This window comes from Yoonia sp. SDW83-1, from assembly GCF_046762885.1.
Taxonomy (GTDB): domain Bacteria; phylum Pseudomonadota; class Alphaproteobacteria; order Rhodobacterales; family Rhodobacteraceae; genus Yoonia.
Genome location: NZ_JBKQXO010000002.1, coordinates 139,410 through 157,721 on the forward strand (window position 1 = coordinate 139,410; position 18,312 = coordinate 157,721).

The window sequence follows — 18,312 nt, forward strand, 5'->3', positions numbered from 1 at the left end:
CTACGTAGCGTGATTAGTGATGCAGTTAAATGGAATACGGCTCGCGTCAATCTTTGGACCTGTCTAAAGGCGTTTCAGTCGTGCCCAATGCGTCGGCAAGTCGCGCCGTGGCACTGCCTGGGCGTAAAGGTTGTTGTTGCGTGTCGGAGGGCGCCCACCCGGTCAAGGTGATAATCTCAAAGGTGGCGTTCACCCGACCGTCTTCGTTGCCAAAACTGGCGGAATAGATACTGGCAGCTTCGGTCAGTACATTGCGCCGTGTCGGATGTTTGATCCGGTCGGTCAGCGCATTGTTTTCCCCCATCTTGCGCAGATCGTGCATCAGGTGAAAGGCATTGGCATAGCTGGCGGTCAGCGGAGCGGCGTCGGCCACGGGCAAGGCAAAACCGGCGCGCTGCAACAGCCCACCCAGATCGCGGATTTCCCCCATTGGCGCAATGCGCGGCGACAGGCCACCGGTGATCGCGGCTTCGGCCTCGGCCAGCGATGCGCGCAGTTCATGCAGGGTCTGGCCACCAAGAAAGGCGCAAAGCAGCAGCCCGTCAGGCTTGAGTGTATGCCTGCATTGGACCAGTTGCCCGACCGGATCGTTGGCCCAATGCAGGCACATGCAGTGTAAAATCAAATCATGCGCGGCAGGTTCAAGCGCGAGTGCGTCATCGTCAGCGACGATAGTCGCGTCCGGATAACGCGCCGCCCAGAAATCCGGAAAACCCGTCACGATCGCGATTGATTTAAAGGTTCTGTTAACCTCGATCAGTCTTTCTTGCAGCTCACCGGCCACGGCCTCTTGCAAGAACAGCGCGTCGGGTTCGGCGCGCGCGCGATTTCGGGCGAGTGCTGTGCGGTCAACAAGGTCGGGCATTTTGTCCATGGACCACCATCTAGGGTGCTGGCATGCGGTTGCAAAGCGTCATTCGTGCGATTTACCCGGCCCAATGTGTGGCCTGTGATGCGCATACCGAGGCAGAGTTTGGGCTTTGCGGGCCATGCTGGCGCGAGACGCAGTTCATTGGCGGGCTGGTTTGCGACACTTGCGGAACGCCGTTGCCGGGCGAAGATCAGGGCGAGGTGATACAATGCGACGACTGCATGATCATCGCTCGACCCTGGGACAGGGGCCGTGCGGCGCTGATCTATACGGGCATCGGGCGCCGACTGGTGCTGCGGTTGAAACATGGGGATCGGACAGATCTGGCACGCCCGGCATCACTATGGATGGCACGGATTGCGCGCCCGCTGTTGCGGGATGATACGGTACTGGTGCCCGTGCCGTTGCATTGGGTACGGCTGGCGCGGCGACGCTATAATCAGGCGGCATTGCTGGTGAACGGATTGGGGCGGGTTCTGGAGCGTCCTGTTTGTGCCGACGCCCTGCGTCGGCCCAAAAAAACAAAACCGCTGGAGGGGCATAGCCGCGACGCCCGGTTTGCCGCACTTGCGGATGCGATTGTGCCAAATCCCAAGCGTGTCCCGGTCATCAAAGGTAAATCCGTCCTGCTGGTCGATGATGTCATGACGTCGGGGGCGACATTGGCCGCAAGCGCGGAGGCCGTGAAAGCGGCCGGTGCCGCGAATGTGTCGATTGTTACACTGGCAAGGGTGGTCAAAGACGCCTAAATGATTGGGAAACCGATCCAAGGACCCGATCAATGTCGACTGTTGAGATTTATACCAAGCCCACATGCGGCTTTTGTTTTATGGCCAAACGACTGCTGAAGTCGAAAGGGGTAAGCTTTGCCGAGGTCAATATCTCCGCCCAGCCGGAACGCCGGGCCGAAATGATCCAGCGCGCCAATGGTGGCAGCACCGTGCCGCAGATTTTCATCGACGGCAAACATGTGGGCGGCTGCGACGACCTGATGGCGCTTGAGCGTGGCGGCAAACTGGATGCTATGCTGGCTGCATGAAGGCGGCGCTGATCCAACTCAACTCCGGCGATGATCCGGCGGCAAACCTGCCCCGGACATGTGACTTAATTGCGGAGGCCGTGGGTCAAGGCGCCGGTTTTGTGTTGACGCCAGAGGTAACCAACTGCATGTCACAGGACCGGGCGCATCAGAACCGGGTGCTGCAGCATGAGGCGGATGATCTGACGCTGAAGGGTCTGCGCGAAACGGCGATCCGGCATGGCATCTGGCTATCTATCGGCTCTCTGGCGCTAAAAACCGATGACCCGGATGGCAGGTTCGCCAATCGGTCCTTCCTCATCGATCCGGCAGGTCAGATCGTGGCGCGCTACGACAAGATCCACATGTTCGATGTCACCGTGTCCGCAACCGAAACCTATCGCGAATCCGCCGGTTATCGACCAGGACAGCAGGCCGTCATCGCGAACACGCCTTTTGCCAAAATCGGCCTGAGCATCTGTTACGATATCCGGTTTGCCTATCTTTACAGGGCCTTGGCGCAGGCGGGGGCTGAGGTTCTGTTAATCCCATCCGCCTTTTCACCCATAACCGGTGCCGCGCATTGGGAACCGTTGTTGCGGGCGCGGGCGATTGAAACCGGGTCCTATGTGCTGGCCGCCGCCCAAACCGGCACCCATTCCGCGACTGCAGGCAAACCGCGCCAAACCTATGGGCATTCCATGGCGATTTCGCCCTGGGGCGAGGTGTTGGCGGATTTGGGCACAGATACCGGTATCGCATTGGTTGATCTTGACCTAAGGGAAGTGTCACAAAGCCGCAAACGTATCGCGGCCTTATCCCACGACCGCCCTTTCGAAGGACCCTGATGTCTGAAACGTCCTCCAATCTCGCCGTATCGCTCTTCAGCGAGATTTTGGCAGTGGATCAGCTGGCGCGCGCCAGCGTGGCGCGGGTCCTGCCCAAAGGGATGGAGCTGTCGCATTTCTCTGTTCTCAACCATCTCGCCCATGCGGGGGCGGAACGGTCACCCGCCCAACTGGCGAAGACATTCCATCTGACCCGCGGCGCGATGACAAATACCCTTCACAAGTTGGAATGGGCGGGCTGGGTGCATATCCGCCCCGATTGGGACGATGCGCGGCGCAAGATGGTCGCGATCAGCCCGTCGGGCCAAGCCGCCCGCGAGGCCGCACTGGCCGCCATCGCACCCGTGATTGCCGAGGTCGTGGGCAAAGTCGGCGAGGACAAGGTACGGATCGCCTTGCCAGTCCTGCGGGAAATGCGCCTGAAACTCAGCCAGATCGAATGATGTTTCGGTCATTGGCGCTGGCAAGCGATGCGCTGGTCATGCAGGGCCAATCGGTGTTCGAGGCATATGAAGACCGCGTTGTCATGCAGACACCGGACGAACCTGATTACCGGCACGGCAATCTGGTCATCATGAAACATCCGCCCGGGGATGCGCTGGCGCAGGTGTCCCAGTTCCAGACCGATTTCCCCGATGCGACACATCGAACCATCATATGGGACGTGCCGGGCCTTGATCCCGCACCGCTGGCCGCAGTCCTGATACCTCACGGTTACGAGTTGGGAACGTCGGATACGCCACCGTCGATTCTGAGATACGGGACGCCCGACCGCCGGATGGCATTGTCTTGCGCCCGCTGGCCGGTGAGGCTGACTGGACCGCTTTGACAGATCTTCAGGCCGAAGTAGCGCTTGAGGAAGGTCATGATCCAAAGCTTCATACCCCTTTCCTGCAACGCCGGAATACCGCGCGCCGTAAACAGATTGCCGATGGGATGGGCGCATGGTTTGGCGCCTTTGACGGCAGTATTCTCGTGGGGTCAATGGGCATGTTTCACGACGACCGGATCGCCCGATATCAGGCAGTTGAAACACGCGCCTCGCACCGGCGGCGTGGGATCTGTGCCGCACTTCTGGTGCAGGCAGCGAAATGGGCGCTGGGCCGGGCACCAAAGGCGCGCCCCATCATGGTGGCAGAGGCGAAAAGCGATGCCGGTCGCCTTTACCGGCGAATGGGCTTTCGCATTGCAGAGACGTTGGTCGAAGCAACGAAACCCGGCTATTAGCCAATTTTCGGCCCAAAAATTGCTACCAAATCCTCTTGCAGGATTTGCAAACAGACTTTCGGCGAAAGTCTGTACCCCGTCACGCCGGTTTTGTCGCCGCAGTCACATAATTCACCGAAAGGTCCCGGTCAGAGATCGACCATGTGAAACGGGCAAAGTTGAAAACAAACCCCTTGCGGTCCACCGGTGTCATGCCCGCCTTTTCCAGCAGGGCAAACAGCTCATCGGGCGTGATAAACTTGTTCCACTCATGGGTCCCCTTGGGCAGCCAGCGCATCACCCATTCGGCCCCGACAATCGCCATGGCAAAGCTTTTGGGATTGCGGTTGATCGTCGAACAGATGTGCATTCCGCCCGGCTTCATCAATTGCTGACAGGCGGTCAGATACCCCTGCGGATCGGCCACATGTTCGACCACCTCCATGTTCAGCACGGCGTCGAACTGTTCGCCGCTTTCGGCCAATGCCTCTGCCGTGGTGTGGCGATAATCAATCTCCAGCCCTGATTGTTCGGCGTGAATGCGGGCGACCGGGATGTTGCGTTCGGCCGCATCAGCCCCAACGACCGTTGCCCCCAACCGGGCCATCGGTTCGCACAGCAAGCCGCCACCGCAGCCGATATCAAGAATGCGCAGGCCTTTGAACGGTTCCGGTCCGTTCAGGTCGCGCCCGTACTCTGCCGCGATCTGGCTGGTGATGTAATCCAACCGCACCGGGTTCATCATGTGCAGCGGCTTGAACTTGCCGTCCAGGTCCCACCATTCCGCCGCCATTGCCTCGAATTTCGCGATCTCGGACGGGTCGACAGTGTTGGTGGCGGTTGCTGACATTTTGCGGCTCCGAATGATGGTCAGTCGTGTCGATAGGGGATATAGATCGGTTATGGACAAAGTCGTAGGACAAAAGCGCCCAGGTGCACATCTTTACCAGCCCATTGATCCCTTCGATCAGCGGATGCTGGATGTGGGTGACGGGCATCGGATCTATGTCGAACAATGCGGTAACCCCGATGGTGTGCCTGTTGTTGTCCTGCATGGCGGTCCCGGTGGCGGGTGCAGCCCCGCGATGCGCCGGTATTTCGATCCCAATGTCTTTCGGGTGATCCTGTTCGATCAGCGCGGCTGTGGCCGGTCACGACCCCATGCAAGCGTTCAGGCAAATACGACCTGGCATCTGGTGGCGGATATCGAACTGATCCGCAAAACGCTGGGCATCGATCGCTGGATCGTCTTTGGCGGGTCCTGGGGGGCGACACTCGCGCTGATCTATGCCCAAGCCCATCCCGACCGGGCTGCGGCGCTGACCCTGCGCGGCGTATTCCTGATGACCCAGCCGGAACTGGATTGGTTCTATGGTGGCGGCGCGGGCAAATTCTGGCCGGAATTGTGGGAAAGCTTTGCCAGTCTGATCCCGAAAGACGAGCAGGATAACTTTATCGCGGCCTATCACAGGCGGCTGTTCTCTGGCGATCTACCGCAAGAGACGCGCTATGCCCGCGCGTGGGCATCATGGGAAAACGCGCTGGCCTCTATCGACAGCGACGGGATCACCGGGGAAAGCCCTGCCGATTACGCCCGCGCCTTTGCACGGCTGGAAAACCACTACTTCTACAATGCCGGGTTCCTGTCAGGGGATCAGCAAATCCTGAACCCGGCCCAGATGGACAAGATTGCTGACATCCCGGGCGTCATCGTGCAAGGACGGTACGACATGATCTGTCCGCCGGTCTCGGCACACCGGCTGGCGCAGATGTGGCCCAAGTCGCGGTTGACCTTGATCGGTCGGGCAGGCCATGCTTTGTCCGAACCGGGGATCAGCGCGGAACTGGTGCGCACGATGGATATGATGGGTGCCCAGCGCGGAACGCTCGGGCTTTAGGGTTTACAGGTGAAAACCAGCCGCTAAAGTTCATCAAGACTAACGGGGAACAAAAGCTTTTGGGCAATGTCCTGACGATTATCCTGCAACGCCTGTTATTGGGCGTGCTGACCTTGCTCATTGTCTCGGTTGTGATCTTTACGGCGGTAAACCTGCTGCCTGGCGATTTCGCACAGAATATCCTTGGCCAGGGGGCCACGCCCGATGCGGTGGCGTCAATCCGGCGTGACCTGGGGCTCGATCAGCCGCCGATCACGCGGTATTTCGACTGGCTGGGTGGCGTGCTGCGTGGCGATCTCGGCACCAGCTTTGCACAGGCGAATTTTGCAAGCTTTACCGGCACCGACTCGGGCGCAACAACCGTCGCCGCCCAGATCGCACCCCGCTTTGCCAACACAATGTTTCTGGCCATGGTGACGGCGGCCATTGCGGTGCCTTTTTCGATCATCCTTGGGATTTTGGCAGCGCTGTATCGCAATACTGTCTTTGACCGCGCAACCAACATCTTCACGCTGTCGTCGATTTCCAGCCCAGAGTTCTTCCTCGCGTATATCCTGATCCTGTTTCTTGCAGTCTTGAACCCGATTTTCCCATCGCTTTCGAATATCTTTGAGGGGATGGCCTTCAGTGAACGACTAGAAAAGTCGATGCTGCCGGCATTAACCCTGACCCTGGTGGTCACCGCCCACATGATGCGGATGACCCGCGCGGCCATCATCAACCTGTTAGCCTCACCCTACATTGAAATGGCGCGGCTCAAGGGCCTGTCGCCGATGCGGGTGATTGTAAAGCACGCCCTGCCCAACGCGCTGGCGCCGATTATCAACGTGATTGCGCTGAACCTTGCCTATCTGATCACCGGTGTTGTGGTGGTCGAAGTGGTGTTCGTCTACCCGGGCATTGGCCAGCTCTTCGTCGATAGCGTGAAAATCCGCGATATCCCGGTCGTTCAGGCCTGCTGCCTGATCTTCGCCGCGGCCTATATCCTCTTGAACCTGACGGCCGATATCCTGTCGATCCTGTCCAATCCGCGTCTGAGGCATCCGAAATGATTATCTGGATCCTAGCCACTTTGGTCGGCATGGGGGCACTGGCCTGGGGTTTCCGCTTTGCCGGGCAGGCCGCCACGGGCAAAGCGCCGAAATTCCGCGATATGCCTTTTGGCGTCGCCTATGGCTATGTGCTTGGTGTCGTTGTCCTGCTGTGGCTGGGCTGGGCCTATCTGCAGGGGCGTAGCGCAGACCCACTGGTCGCCAACAAGTTCTTTTTCCTGCGCATCGCGATCGAAGGGTTCATCATATTCGCCATCGCCGCATGGCTGTTCCGCATTCTTGGCCGGTCGGTCGGCACCGCTTGGACCAAGAAGATGTTCCGCTCCATGCCGCTGACCGCCTCTTTCGGCATCCTGACCATCTTGATCTACGCCATTCTGGCGATTTTTGCGCCCGCCATCGCCCCCTATGGACAGGAACAGATCATCCCAGGCGTTGCTGCGAACATCACCCCCGGCGGTGATCCTGCGCTGGGCGGCAGCCCCGATTTCCCGCTTGGCACCGACCAGATCGGGCGCGATATCCTCAGCCGCCTGATCTATGGGGCCCAGAACACCGTTGGCATCGCCTTTGCCACCACATTGCTGGCATTCCTGCTGGGCGGCACATTCGGGTTTCTGGCGGCCACATTGGGCGGTTGGCTTGATCAGGTCCTGTCGCGCCTTGTCGACGTGCTGATGGCGATCCCCTCGCTGATCTTTGCGCTGCTCCTGATGACCATCGCCAGCGTCTGGGCACCAGAACTGGGCATTCCGCTTACCGTATTCATGGTCCTGATCATCGCCGTCATCGATAGCACGCGGGTCTACCGGCTGGCGCGGGCCGTCGGGCAGAACATCGTGGTGATGGATTATATCGAGGCGGCAAAGCTGCGGGGCGAAGGCCTGGGGTATCTGGTGTTCAAGGAAATCCTCCCCAACGCCACGGCCCCCCTGCTGGCCGAATTCGGGCTGCGCTTCTGCTTTGTCTTCCTGACCATCGCGGCGCTGTCCTTCCTTGGCGTCGGCATCCAGCCACCGCTCGCTGACTGGGGCACCATGGTGCGCGATCTGGGCGGTTTCGTAAACTACGCGCAGTTCGCACCGATGGCCGCCACTGCACCATTGCTCGCGGCCGGGGCGATCGCTTTGCTGACCGTTGCGGTCAACTTTGTGGTTGACTGGATGCTGCACAAATCATCGGGGCTAAAAGAATGAGCGACGAACCCCCCCTCGTCAAAATGCGCGGCGTCAAGCTTGAAGGCCGTAGCGATGAAACTTGGAATCCGATCATCAATGGGGTCGACCTAACCCTTGCTCGGGGTGAGGTGCTCGGCCTGATCGGCGAATCCGGCGCAGGCAAATCTACCCTTGGGCTGGCCGCCATGGGCTATACCCGCGATGGCGTGCGGATCAGCGAAGGCACCGTAGAATTTGACGGGATCGACCTGCTGACCGCATCAGCGGCAACCAAGCGGGAACTGCTGGGCAAACGCATCGCCTATGTGGCGCAGTCCGCCGCCGCCAGCTTCAACCCGGCCCACAAGTTGATGGATCAGCATGTGGAAGGACCCGTGCAGCACGGCGTCATGGGCCGGGGCGAAAGTGAGGCGGACGGGATCGAGCTTTACCGCAAGCTGCGCCTGCCTAACCCCGAGGAGATCGGTTTCCGCTATCCGCATCAGGTCTCCGGCGGGCAATTGCAGCGGGCGATGACGGCAATGGCCATGTCCTGCCGTCCCGATCTGATTATCTTTGACGAACCGACAACCGCGCTCGACGTGACCACCCAGATCGAGGTTCTGGCCTCCATCCGGGATATCGTCGAACAGTTCAATACAGCCGCGATCTATATCACCCACGATCTTGCGGTCGTGGCGCAGATGGCCGACCGGATCAAGGTGCTGCTGAAAGGGGATGAGGTCGAAACCGCAGACACGCGCACCATGCTGGCCGCGCCCACGCAGGACTATACCAAATCGCTCTGGGCCGTGCGCAGCTTTGAACGGCCACGCAAACCCGATGTCATCACCGGATCAACCCCGGTGGTAAGCGTGCAGAATGTGGATGCGGCCTATGGCAAGGTTCCCGTTTTGTACGACGTCAGCTTTGACATGCATGCAGGCCGAACCGTGGCCGTGGTCGGCGAAAGCGGATCGGGCAAATCGACCACCGCCCGCTGTATTACAGGGCTGTTGCCGCCGACGGCAGGGCAGATACTGCTCGATGGCGAGGTGCTGCCACCTGACTATCGCAAACGATCCAAGGATCAGTTGCGGCAGGTCCAGATGATTTACCAGATGGCCGATACGGCCCTGAACCCGCGCATGTCCATCGGCCAGATCATCGCGCGGCCCGTGCAGTTCTATCTGGGCCTGACGGGCGGCGCAAAACGTAAACGGGTCGATGCGCTGCTGGAACAGATCGAACTGGAACCGACAGAGTACTACAACCGGCTGCCGTCCGAACTTTCGGGCGGGCAGAAACAGCGGATCGGCATCGCACGGGCGCTTGCCGCCGAGCCGAAATTCATCATCTGTGATGAGGTCACATCGGCCTTGGACCAACTGGTCGCCGAAGGTATCCTGCGACTCCTCGCCAAATTGCAGGATGACCTGTCGCTGACCTATATGTTCATCACCCACGACCTTGCCACCGTGAAAGCGATTTCGGATGAGGTGGTGGTGATGAAGGATGGCCGCGTGGTCGAACAGGGGCCAAAAGATGACATGTTCAAACCGCCTCACCACGCCTATACCGACCTTTTGCTGTCGTCGGTCCCAGAAATGGACCCCGACTGGCTGACCAATCTGCTGGCGGAACGCGGAGTTGATAACATCGGCGATGCCGCAGTTGATAAGATGTAATGCGAATCAGGCGCCCTGACGGGTGCGGATAAATCGAACCAGGGAGAACGATCATGAATGGAATTAGTAGACGCGGGCTGCTCAAGACAGGGGCCGCCGCCGGTGTTCTAAGCCTTTCGGGCATGCCGCTGCGCGCGCAGACCCGTGGCGGTAAACTGACTGCGGGCCTCAGCGGCGCAAACACGACAGACAGTTGGGATGGCCGGACCCATTCCGATCTTTTCATGATCGCGTCCGCACAAGGCACGGTGTTCGACAGCCTGACAGAAATTGCCGCTGACGGATCGCTCAAGGGCGAATTGGCCGAAAGCTGGGAAGCATCCGCCGACGCCAAAACCTGGACATTCAACCTGCGCCAGGGCGTGACTTTCCACAATGGCAAGCCCTTCGGTGCGGATGACGTGATTGAATCACTCCAGATGCACCTTGGTGAAGAATCCAAATCAGCGGCCAAGCCAATCGTCGAAGCCATCACTGAGATGACGAAGATCACTGACCATCAGGTCCAGTTCACCTTGGCCGCCGGCAACGCGGATTTCCCCTATCTGATGTCGGACTATCACATCCTGATTTTCCCCGCCGGGCAGATCGAGGAAGGCATCGCCAAAGGCATCGGCACAGGCCTCTATCAGGTCCAGGCCTTCGACCCCGGTGTGCGCATGGTCGCCACCCGCTATGCCGACCACTACAAGGGCGACAGCGCTGGCTTCTTTGATGAGATCGAATATATCGCCATCAACGACAACACCGCCCGGATGAATGCGCTGATGACCGGGCAGGTCGATGCGATCAACCGGATCGACTTCAAGACCGAGGCCTTGCTGCGGGCGAACCCCGCCCTGCGGATTCAGGAAGTGACCGGCAACCAGCATTACAGCTTCCCGATGCTGACCAAGACCGCGCCGTTTGATGATGTGAATGTGCGCCAAGCCCTGAAATACGGCATCAACCGTCAGGAAATGGTCGACAAGATCCTGCTGGGCCATGGCCAGGTCGGGAACGACACGCCCATCGGCCCCGCAAACCAGTATTACGCCGGTGATATGGAACAACTGGCCTACGATCCCGACAAGGCCAAATTCCACCTGCAACAGGCCGGTCTGGACAGCATCAATATCGACCTGTCCGCCTCGAACGCCGCCTTTGAAGGGGCCGTTGATGCGGCTCAGCTGTTCCAAGCCTCTGCAGCGGCAGGTGGCATCAACATCAATGTCGTACAGGAACCGTCAGACGGCTACTGGTCCAATGTCTGGCTGAAAAAACCATTCTGCGCCTGCTACTGGTCCGGTCGCGCGACCGAAGACTGGATGTTCTCGACCGCTTACGAGGCTGGCGTGCCATGGAACGACAGCCAGTGGGATCACCCACGGTTCCAGGAGTTGCTGCTGACCGCCCGCGCTGAACTCGACAGCGACAAGCGCCGCGAACAGTACGGGGAAATGCAACAGATCCTGCGCGACGAAGGCGGCGTACTGATCCCGATGTTCGCCAACTATGTGCAAGCGGTGAACAACCGGATTGCAACGCCGGACACGGTGGGCAACCTCTGGCAGATGGATAACGGCCGCATGGCCGAACGGTGGTCTATCGCCTGATCCTCTGACAGGATCTGATTTTTCGAAACGCCCCGCCAATCGGTGGGGCGTTTCTCATTTTACCGATCTCAAATGAAAGTTTTTTGAATGAAATTTTGGCCATTCATTTATCTTAACGTCCTAAGTCTTTGGAAAATAATCGTTTCCTCACTATTTTCCGACAAAACCTAACATCTCCAGATAACGAATTGTTCAACAGAGGTTCACGCAGAATGCTGTAAGTATTCTGATATTGTGATGTTTTGGATGTCAGGGTGACAATCTGCCTTCGACAGATGGCAGGACCGAGCTCTATCAAACAGCCCTGGGTTTCCGACTCCTCTTTTGTGTCTTAGTGAACGAGTGGACTGAGGTATCAGTAGTGGTTACGCAAACACCCCGCCAAACGGCGGGGTGTTTTGTTTTCAGGGTTTCGGGCGCGTAAACTTAAAAGTCTCAATACTTTAACAGCAGATTTCCGCCGGTCGCGGTACGGCTGTTCATCTTCGTGCATTAACACCCATCCAGAAAATATCATATTTTACAAACTGTTACGCGGATTTGACGCGGAACTCCAACATAACAAGTAGTTCATGCGTCATTCACAGCACCGCTGATACGCCTGAATGGTCGAATTAACGGGAAAGGTACAAACATGACCTCGATTCTCAACACGCTTCTTAAGACCAGCGCTGTTGCGCTCATTCTTTCTACGACTGCTGCAACGGTGACATTCATGTCGACCACCGAGGCTTACGCCGAACGCGGCAAAGGGAATGGCAATGGTAACGGGCGCGGCAATGGTGGCCGGGATCGCACCGAAAGCCGCGGAAATCAGCATGCCAATGCGAACGGCAACGGGCGCGGTAACGGAAACGGCAACAGCAACGGACGCGGCGCGCTCGCCCGCGAACTTGGCAGCCTGAACGCGGCACACGCCAACCCCAACGCGCTGCGCAACGCCTCGCCCAACAGCATGCCAGGCAAACTTTACGCCTATCAACAGGCGCGCGGCGACTTTGCGGATGTCGTTGCCGTTCAGGATGAAGCCTACGCCGAATACCAGCGCCTCATAGGCCTCAGCGAAGAAGAAATCATCGCAGAATTCCCCGAAGGCGGATATGAAGACGCAGTGACAACCGCCGCCGATGAATATCAGGCGGCACGGGACGATGCATTGGACGCGCAGGCGGAAACCCAAGAAGTCCTCGCCGCTCTGACTGGCGGGTCAGATCTGTCGCCCGCTGCGCTGGCCGAACTCAACCGTTTACTTGGGCTTTAAAGCAGCGATCCTGACCAGAGGATCATGGTCGTAGCCCACTGACGACCATGATCCAGGACCGGCCCTTGGCGGGGCCGGTCCTGATGTTATCTACACCCCCGATCGTCCCCTGCGCCGGCGTCATGAAATCATGCCCCTTGCAGACTCAGTCCACTCTGCGTATATCACCATCAATAGCGGCGTTTTGGCTTCCACCCCCAAGGCTCCACCGGGAAATATCGACGGGCCGCGCGCCCGTTTTTTTGTGCCGCAATGGCGGATTTGACCATGACGAATGACCTGATTGCAAAGGCGGCGATTGACCGCCGTGTAGCGGAAATCGTGACCCCTGTCGTCGAAGACATGGGATTCGAAGTCGTGCGCGTCCGCCTGATGAGCGGCAAGGAAACGATCTTGCAAATCATGGTGCAGCGGCCCGATGGCCAGATCGAGGTGGATGAATGCGGCCAGATATCAACCGCCCTCAGCGCGGTGTTGGATGTCGAAGACCCCATCGTCGATGTCTACAACCTCGAGGTCTCAAGCCCCGGCATCGACCGCCCCCTGACCCGGCTCAAGGATTTCGACCAGTGGGAAGGGTTCGAAGCCAAGATCGAAACCGAACAACTGATCGACGGCCGTCGCCGGTTCAAGGGGGCGCTGGCGGGTACCGAAGGCGATGAGGTGTTGATCACGATCGAGGAAGGCACCATCGGGCTGAAATTCGACTGGCTGTCCGACGCCAAGCTGGTCCTGACAGATGAACTGATCCGCGACGTACTGCGCGGACGCAAGGATGCGGGTCAGATAGACGAGACCCAATTTGATGAAATCGAAACAATAATTGAAGGTGAGGAGAACACCTGATGGCAATCACATCAGCCAACCAGCTCGAGCTTCTGCAAACAGCAGAGGCCGTGGCCCGCGAAAAGATGATCGACCCCAATCTGGTGGTCGAAGCGATGGAAGAATCGCTCGCCCGTGCTGCGAAATCCCGTTACGGGGCCGAAATGGACATTCGCGTGTCCATCGACCGCAAGACCGGCAAGGCGACATTCACCCGCGTCCGCACCGTGGTCGAGGATGAAGAGCTGGAAAACTATCAGGCTGAATTCACCGTCGAACAAGCCAAGCAGTACATGGAAAACCCCGAGGTCGGCCAACAGCTGATCGAAGAGGTGCCACCGGTCGAACTGGGCCGGATCGCGGCGCAATCGGCCAAACAGGTAATCCTGCAAAAGGTCCGCGAAGCCGAGCGTGACAAGCAATACGAAGAATTCAAGGATCGCGCTGGTACGATCATCAACGCGCTGGTCAAGCGCGAGGAATACGGCAACGTCATCGTCGATGTAGGCGCTGGCGAGGCGATCCTGCGCCGCAATGAAAAGATCGGCCGCGAGGCTTACCGCCCCAACGACCGTATCCGCTGCTACATCAAGGAAGTGCGCCGCGAACAGCGCGGCCCGCAGATTTTCCTTTCGCGCACAGCGCCGGAATTCATGGCCGAACTCTTCAAGATGGAAGTGCCCGAAATCTACGAAGGCATCATCGAGATCAAGGCAGTGGCCCGTGACCCCGGTTCGCGCGCCAAGATCGCGGTTATCAGCTACGACAACTCCATTGATCCTGTCGGCGCCTGCGTCGGTATGCGCGGTTCCCGTGTGCAGGCCGTCGTGAACGAATTGCAGGGCGAAAAGATCGACATCATTCCCTGGAACGAAGACATGCCGACCTTCCTCGTCAACGCATTGCAGCCCGCAGAGGTCAGCAAGGTTGTTCTGGACGAGGAAGCTGGCAAGATCGAAGTCGTCGTGCCCGAGGAACAACTGTCACTCGCCATCGGGCGGCGCGGTCAGAACGTGCGTCTGGCCAGCCAGCTGACCGGCCTCGACATCGACATCATGACCGAGGAAGAAGAATCCAAGCGGCGTCAGGCTGAATTCGAGCAGCGAACAAAATTGTTCATGGATACTCTTGATCTGGACGAATTCTTTGCCCAACTACTGGTCTCCGAAGGCTTCACAAATCTTGAAGAAGTCGCCTATGTCGAAATTGACGAACTTCTGGTTATCGAAGGCGTCGACGAAGACACCGCAGGTGAATTGCAGGCACGCGCCCGTGATTACCTCGAAGAACAGGCCAAAAAGGCGATGGAAGCCGCCCGTGCGCTGGGTGTCGAAGACAGCCTTGCCAATTTTGAAGGGCTGACACCGCAAATGCTCGAGGCGCTGGGCAAAGATGGCGTGAAAACGCTGGAAGACTTTGCCACCTGTGCGGACTGGGAATTGGCTGGCGGCTGGACGACCGTGGATGGCGAAAGGGTCAAGGACGATGGCGTGCTGGAACCGTTCGATGTGTCGCTTGAAGAAGCACAGAACATGGTCATGACCGCGCGCGTCATGCTGGGCTGGGTCGACCCGGCCGAGCTTGAGGCAGCAGCCGAAGAAGAAGAGACAGAAGAGGAGGCGGAGGCCTGATTTCAGGTCTCCGGTGGGGCAACAGATGGCGCGGGGCGGCCATAACAAGGATCGGGACGATGCTGAACGCAAATGCATCGTCACCGGTGAGGTACAGCCAAAGGCTGGACTGATCCGCTTTGTTGTGGGCCCCGACAATCAGGTTGTGCCTGACGTTTTGGGTAAGTTACCGGGACGTGGTATATATGTAACCGCCGACCGCAAGGCGCTGGAAGACGCCCGCAAAGGCCAGTTTTCCAGATCGGCCAAGCAAGCGGTCACCGTGCCCGATGGTCTGGTTGATGAGGTGGAACGCCAATTGGCGCGCCGGGTCGTGGATCTGATCGCGTTGGCCCGCAAGGCCGGCCTTGCCGTCTGCGGGTTTGAAAAGGTAAAGGGCTGGCTTGCCGGTGGTGAACGGGTCCGCGTTCTTGTTCAGGCCTCTGATGGGTCCGAACGCGGGAAAACGAAATTATGGACGCCCGAAGGGGCCCGCTATTTCGGGTGCCTCACGTCAACCGAATTGGGTTTGGCATTTGGGCGGCAAACTGTGATACATGGCGCGCTTGCCACTGGTGGACTCAGCAATCGTGTTGTAGAGGAAGCCACAAAGCTACGTGGTCTGCGCGAAGTGAACGGTGGTTATACGGCCGCCGGGAAGGATAAAGAAGCTAGATGAGCGATAACGACGGTAAAAAGACACTCGGCCTGGGTGGTTCGCGTCCAAGCAACGTGAAGCAAAGCTTTAGCCATGGGCGGACCAAGAATGTGGTGGTGGAAACCAAGCGCAAGCGCGTTGTGGTGCCCAAGCCTGGTGCGGCCAAGCCGACAGCAAAACCCACTGGTCCGATTGGCGGTGATCCGTCCAAACGTCCGGCTGGTATTTCGGATGTCGAACTCGAACGCCGGATGAAGGCGCTTGCCAACGCCAAGGCGCGCGAGGCTGAAGAAACAGCCAAACGCGAAGCCGAGGAAAAGGAACGCGCCGCCGAACGCGAGGCACGCCGTGCTGAGATTGAGGCCAAGGAAGCCGAAGACAAGGCACGTGAAGAACGTGCCAAGGCCAAGGCTGACGAAGAAGAACGCAAGCGTGAAGAGGCCGCAAAAGCCAAGGCCGTCGCCGATGCCCCACCCGCCGCTGCCGCCGTGCCTGGCGAGACTGCGGTCTCGCGTCCAACAGCCGCGCCGCGCAAGACGGACCGTGGCGGGGACGACCGCGACAAGGGTGGCAAGTCCAAGCCGGGTCGCGGTGGCGACGATGGCCGTCGGTCCGGCAAGCTGACACTGAACGATGCGCTGACCGGTCGCGAAGGTGGACGCCAGCGATCCATGGCCGCAATGAAACGCAAGCAGGACCGCGCCCGCGCCAAGGCGATGGGCGGATCTGTCGAGCGTGAAAAGATCTTCCGCGATGTGGCCCTGCCAGAGGCGATTACCGTCTCGGAACTGGCCAACCGGATGACCGAACGTGTGGCTGATGTGGTCAAGGCCCTGATGAATAACGGGATCATGGCGACCCAGAACCAGACGATTGACGCGGACACCGCCGAACTGATCATCGAAGAATTCGGGCACAAGGTCGTGCGCGTCTCTGACGCCGACGTCGAAGACGTCATTCAAGCCGTCGAAGACAAACCCGAAGACCTCAAATCACGCCCACCGATCATCACAATCATGGGCCATGTCGACCACGGGAAAACTTCGCTGCTTGACGCGATCCGCAACGCAAAGGTTGTCGCGGGCGAGGCTGGCGGGATCACCCAGCATATCGGTGCCTATCAGGTGACAACCGATAGCGGTGCGGTGCTGTCATTCCTCGATACACCCGGCCACGCCGCGTTTACATCCATGCGGTCGCGCGGGGCGCAGGTGACGGATATCGTAGTACTTGTGGTCGCTGCTGATGACGCCGTGATGCCCCAGACGATCGAGGCGATCAACCACGCCAAGGCCGCCAACGTGCCGATGATCGTGGCGATCAACAAGATCGATAAACCATCCGCCAACCCCGACAAGGTGCGTACCGACCTGCTCCAGCACGAGGTCATCGTCGAAAAGATGTCCGGCGAAGTGCAGGATGTCGAAGTTTCGGCAATCACCGGTCAGGGCCTCGACAATCTGCTCGAAGCCATCGCGCTGCAGGCCGAAATCCTCGAACTGAAAGCCAACCCCGACCGCGCCGCCGAAGGTGCCGTGATCGAGGCGCAGCTTGACGTGGGTCGCGGGCCCGTGGCCACCGTTCTGATCCAGAACGGCACGCTGCATCAGGGCGACATCTTCGTTGTCGGCGAACAGTACGGCAAGGTCCGCGCCCTGATCAACGACAAGGGCGAACGCGTTCAGGAAGCAGGCCCTGCCGTTCCGGTCGAAGTGCTTGGTCTGAATGGCACGCCAGAAGCGGGTGACGTTCTCAACGTCGTCGAAACCGATGCGCAGGCGCGTGAAATCGCCGAATATCGTGAAAAAGCGGCCAAGGAAAAACGTGCGGCTGCCGGTGCGGCAACCACGCTTGAACAGCTGATGGCCAACGCCAAGGAAAACGAAAACGTCAGCGAATTGCCCATCGTGGTCAAGGCCGACGTGCAGGGTTCCGCCGAAGCAATCGTGCAGGCGATGGAAAAAATCGGCAACGAAGAGGTGCGCGTGCGCGTCCTGCATTCCGGGGTCGGCGCCATCACCGAAACCGATATCGGCCTGGCCGAAGCATCGGGTGCGCCGGTCTTTGGCTTCAACGTGCGTGCCAATGCGACCGCACGGAACACGGCAAACCAGAAAGGCGTCGAAATCCGGTACTATTCGGTGATCTACGACCTAGTGGACGACGTCAAAAAAGCGGCCTCCGGCCTGCTCTCCGCCGAGATCAAGGAAAAGTTCATCGGCTACGCCTCCATCAAAGAGGTCTTCAAGGTCTCCAATGTGGGCAAGGTCGCCGGCTGTATCGTCACCGAAGGTGTGGCGCGCCGCTCTGCCGGTGTGCGTCTGCTGCGCGACAACGTCGTGATCCACGAAGGCACGCTGAAAACCCTGAAACGCTTCAAGGACGAAGTGCCAGAGGTCCAGTCCGGTCAGGAATGCGGCATGGCCTTCGAAAACTACGAAGATATCCGGCCCGATGACGTGATCGAAATCTTCGAGCGGGAAGAGGTCGAACGCAACCTTTGATCCGATCAAAGAGGCATCGAAAAGGGGCGGTCCGGCAGGGCCGCCCTTTTCGTTTGTGGTCGAAACCCGCATCTGGCTCGCTGCCCGCGTCAATCTACGGGTTGAAAGACGCGAAATACAC

Annotated in this window: 18 protein-coding genes; 16 read left to right on the forward strand and 2 right to left on the reverse strand. The window is 59.0% G+C overall.

Annotated features, from left to right (window positions below):
- Positions 1 to 46 precede the first annotated feature (46 nt).
- Positions 47 to 874 carry a methyltransferase domain-containing protein gene (locus tag ACFWW4_RS03005; protein ID WP_411889507.1) on the reverse strand — a complete coding sequence of 276 codons (828 nt, stop codon included), beginning with the start codon at positions 872 to 874 and terminating at the stop codon, positions 47 to 49.
- Between the two features lie 23 nt (positions 875 to 897).
- Between ACFWW4_RS03005 and ACFWW4_RS03010 the strand changes: the two genes are divergently transcribed.
- The 6 genes from ACFWW4_RS03010 to ACFWW4_RS03035 are packed head-to-tail and all read left to right on the forward strand — an operon-like array spanning position 898 to position 3,964.
- The gene (locus ACFWW4_RS03010) at positions 898 to 1,620 is read left to right on the forward strand and encodes a double zinc ribbon domain-containing protein (protein WP_411889508.1); all 723 of its coding nucleotides are present in this window, start codon (positions 898 to 900) and stop codon (positions 1,618 to 1,620) included.
- Between the two features lie 32 nt (positions 1,621 to 1,652).
- Entirely contained in the window at positions 1,653 to 1,910 is a 258-nt protein-coding gene (gene grxC / locus ACFWW4_RS03015) for a glutaredoxin 3 (RefSeq protein WP_393932822.1), read from the forward strand.
- Entirely contained in the window at positions 1,907 to 2,737 is an 831-nt protein-coding gene (locus ACFWW4_RS03020; RefSeq protein ID WP_411889509.1) for a carbon-nitrogen hydrolase family protein, read from the forward strand. The genes grxC and ACFWW4_RS03020 overlap by 4 nt, the downstream gene beginning before the upstream one ends.
- Positions 2,737 to 3,180 (forward strand): MarR family winged helix-turn-helix transcriptional regulator, encoded by a 444-nt coding sequence (locus ACFWW4_RS03025; protein WP_411889510.1) that lies wholly within the window; start codon positions 2,737 to 2,739, stop codon positions 3,178 to 3,180. The genes ACFWW4_RS03020 and ACFWW4_RS03025 overlap by 1 nt, the downstream gene beginning before the upstream one ends.
- Positions 3,180 to 3,566 (forward strand): hypothetical protein, encoded by a 387-nt coding sequence (locus ACFWW4_RS03030; protein ID WP_411889511.1) that lies wholly within the window; start codon positions 3,180 to 3,182, stop codon positions 3,564 to 3,566. Before ACFWW4_RS03025 ends, ACFWW4_RS03030 begins: the two co-directional genes overlap by 1 nt.
- A complete protein-coding gene (locus ACFWW4_RS03035; protein WP_411889512.1) occupies positions 3,527 to 3,964 on the forward strand; it encodes a GNAT family N-acetyltransferase in 438 nt (145 codons plus the stop codon). Before ACFWW4_RS03030 ends, ACFWW4_RS03035 begins: the two co-directional genes overlap by 40 nt.
- 79 nt (positions 3,965 to 4,043) lie before the next feature.
- On the opposite strand, the gene ubiG is transcribed toward ACFWW4_RS03035, so the two are convergent.
- The gene (gene ubiG / locus ACFWW4_RS03040) at positions 4,044 to 4,793 is read right to left on the reverse strand and encodes a bifunctional 2-polyprenyl-6-hydroxyphenol methylase/3-demethylubiquinol 3-O-methyltransferase UbiG (protein WP_411889513.1); all 750 of its coding nucleotides are present in this window, start codon (positions 4,791 to 4,793) and stop codon (positions 4,044 to 4,046) included.
- 52 nt (positions 4,794 to 4,845) lie between these two features.
- On the opposite strand from ubiG, the gene pip reads away from it, so the two are divergent.
- From pip to infB, 10 genes are all read left to right on the forward strand, one after another.
- Complete coding sequence (gene pip, locus ACFWW4_RS03045) at positions 4,846 to 5,841, forward strand: prolyl aminopeptidase (RefSeq protein WP_411889514.1); 996 nt, start codon at positions 4,846 to 4,848, stop codon at positions 5,839 to 5,841.
- Positions 5,842 to 5,900: 59 nt separating this feature from the next.
- On the forward strand, positions 5,901 to 6,893 hold the full coding sequence (locus ACFWW4_RS03050; protein WP_393932834.1) for an ABC transporter permease: 993 nt from the start codon (positions 5,901 to 5,903) through the stop codon (positions 6,891 to 6,893).
- Positions 6,893 to 8,089, forward strand: a complete 1,197-nt coding sequence (locus ACFWW4_RS03055) for an ABC transporter permease (protein WP_411889704.1) — start codon at positions 6,893 to 6,895, stop codon at positions 8,087 to 8,089. The genes ACFWW4_RS03050 and ACFWW4_RS03055 overlap by 1 nt, the downstream gene beginning before the upstream one ends.
- A complete protein-coding gene (locus ACFWW4_RS03060; protein ID WP_411889515.1) occupies positions 8,086 to 9,738 on the forward strand; it encodes an ABC transporter ATP-binding protein in 1,653 nt (550 codons plus the stop codon). Before ACFWW4_RS03055 ends, ACFWW4_RS03060 begins: the two co-directional genes overlap by 4 nt.
- A gap of 53 nt (positions 9,739 to 9,791) precedes the next feature.
- A complete protein-coding gene (locus ACFWW4_RS03065; RefSeq protein WP_393932838.1) occupies positions 9,792 to 11,333 on the forward strand; it encodes an ABC transporter substrate-binding protein in 1,542 nt (513 codons plus the stop codon).
- Between the two features lie 634 nt (positions 11,334 to 11,967).
- Complete coding sequence (locus tag ACFWW4_RS03070; RefSeq protein ID WP_411889516.1) at positions 11,968 to 12,594, forward strand: hypothetical protein; 627 nt, start codon at positions 11,968 to 11,970, stop codon at positions 12,592 to 12,594.
- Positions 12,595 to 12,861: 267 nt separating this feature from the next.
- Entirely contained in the window at positions 12,862 to 13,440 is a 579-nt protein-coding gene (rimP, locus tag ACFWW4_RS03075) for a ribosome maturation factor RimP (RefSeq protein WP_411889517.1), read from the forward strand.
- Positions 13,440 to 15,050: a transcription termination factor NusA gene (nusA, locus tag ACFWW4_RS03080; RefSeq protein WP_411889518.1), complete on the forward strand. Its 1,611-nt coding sequence runs from the start codon at positions 13,440 to 13,442 to the stop codon at positions 15,048 to 15,050. The genes rimP and nusA overlap by 1 nt, the downstream gene beginning before the upstream one ends.
- Before the next feature lie 25 nt (positions 15,051 to 15,075).
- Positions 15,076 to 15,708 (forward strand): RNA-binding protein, encoded by a 633-nt coding sequence (locus tag ACFWW4_RS03085; protein ID WP_411889519.1) that lies wholly within the window; start codon positions 15,076 to 15,078, stop codon positions 15,706 to 15,708.
- Positions 15,705 to 18,191 (forward strand): translation initiation factor IF-2, encoded by a 2,487-nt coding sequence (infB, locus tag ACFWW4_RS03090; RefSeq protein ID WP_411889520.1) that lies wholly within the window; start codon positions 15,705 to 15,707, stop codon positions 18,189 to 18,191. The genes ACFWW4_RS03085 and infB overlap by 4 nt, the downstream gene beginning before the upstream one ends.
- Positions 18,192 to 18,312: the final 121 nt, after the last annotated feature.

Bases quoted from the DNA above. Each gene is read 5' to 3' on its own strand.
- ACFWW4_RS03005 (WP_411889507.1), bottom strand. From the start codon at position 874: ATGGACAAAATGCCCGACCTTGTTGACCGCACAGCACTCGCCCGAAAT.
- ACFWW4_RS03010 (WP_411889508.1), top strand. From the start codon at position 898: ATGCGGTTGCAAAGCGTCATTCGTGCGATTTACCCGGCCCAATGTGTG.
- grxC (WP_393932822.1), top strand. From the start codon at position 1,653: ATGTCGACTGTTGAGATTTATACCAAGCCCACATGCGGCTTTTGTTTT.
- ACFWW4_RS03020 (WP_411889509.1), top strand. From the start codon at position 1,907: ATGAAGGCGGCGCTGATCCAACTCAACTCCGGCGATGATCCGGCGGCA.
- ACFWW4_RS03025 (WP_411889510.1), top strand. From the start codon at position 2,737: ATGTCTGAAACGTCCTCCAATCTCGCCGTATCGCTCTTCAGCGAGATT.
- ACFWW4_RS03030 (WP_411889511.1), top strand. From the start codon at position 3,180: ATGTTTCGGTCATTGGCGCTGGCAAGCGATGCGCTGGTCATGCAGGGC.
- ubiG (WP_411889513.1), bottom strand. From the start codon at position 4,793: ATGTCAGCAACCGCCACCAACACTGTCGACCCGTCCGAGATCGCGAAA.
- pip (WP_411889514.1), top strand. From the start codon at position 4,846: ATGGACAAAGTCGTAGGACAAAAGCGCCCAGGTGCACATCTTTACCAG.
- ACFWW4_RS03060 (WP_411889515.1), top strand. From the start codon at position 8,086: ATGAGCGACGAACCCCCCCTCGTCAAAATGCGCGGCGTCAAGCTTGAA.
- ACFWW4_RS03065 (WP_393932838.1), top strand. From the start codon at position 9,792: ATGAATGGAATTAGTAGACGCGGGCTGCTCAAGACAGGGGCCGCCGCC.
- ACFWW4_RS03070 (WP_411889516.1), top strand. From the start codon at position 11,968: ATGACCTCGATTCTCAACACGCTTCTTAAGACCAGCGCTGTTGCGCTC.
- rimP (WP_411889517.1), top strand. From the start codon at position 12,862: ATGACGAATGACCTGATTGCAAAGGCGGCGATTGACCGCCGTGTAGCG.
- nusA (WP_411889518.1), top strand. From the start codon at position 13,440: ATGGCAATCACATCAGCCAACCAGCTCGAGCTTCTGCAAACAGCAGAG.
- ACFWW4_RS03085 (WP_411889519.1), top strand. From the start codon at position 15,076: ATGGCGCGGGGCGGCCATAACAAGGATCGGGACGATGCTGAACGCAAA.
- infB (WP_411889520.1), top strand. From the start codon at position 15,705: ATGAGCGATAACGACGGTAAAAAGACACTCGGCCTGGGTGGTTCGCGT.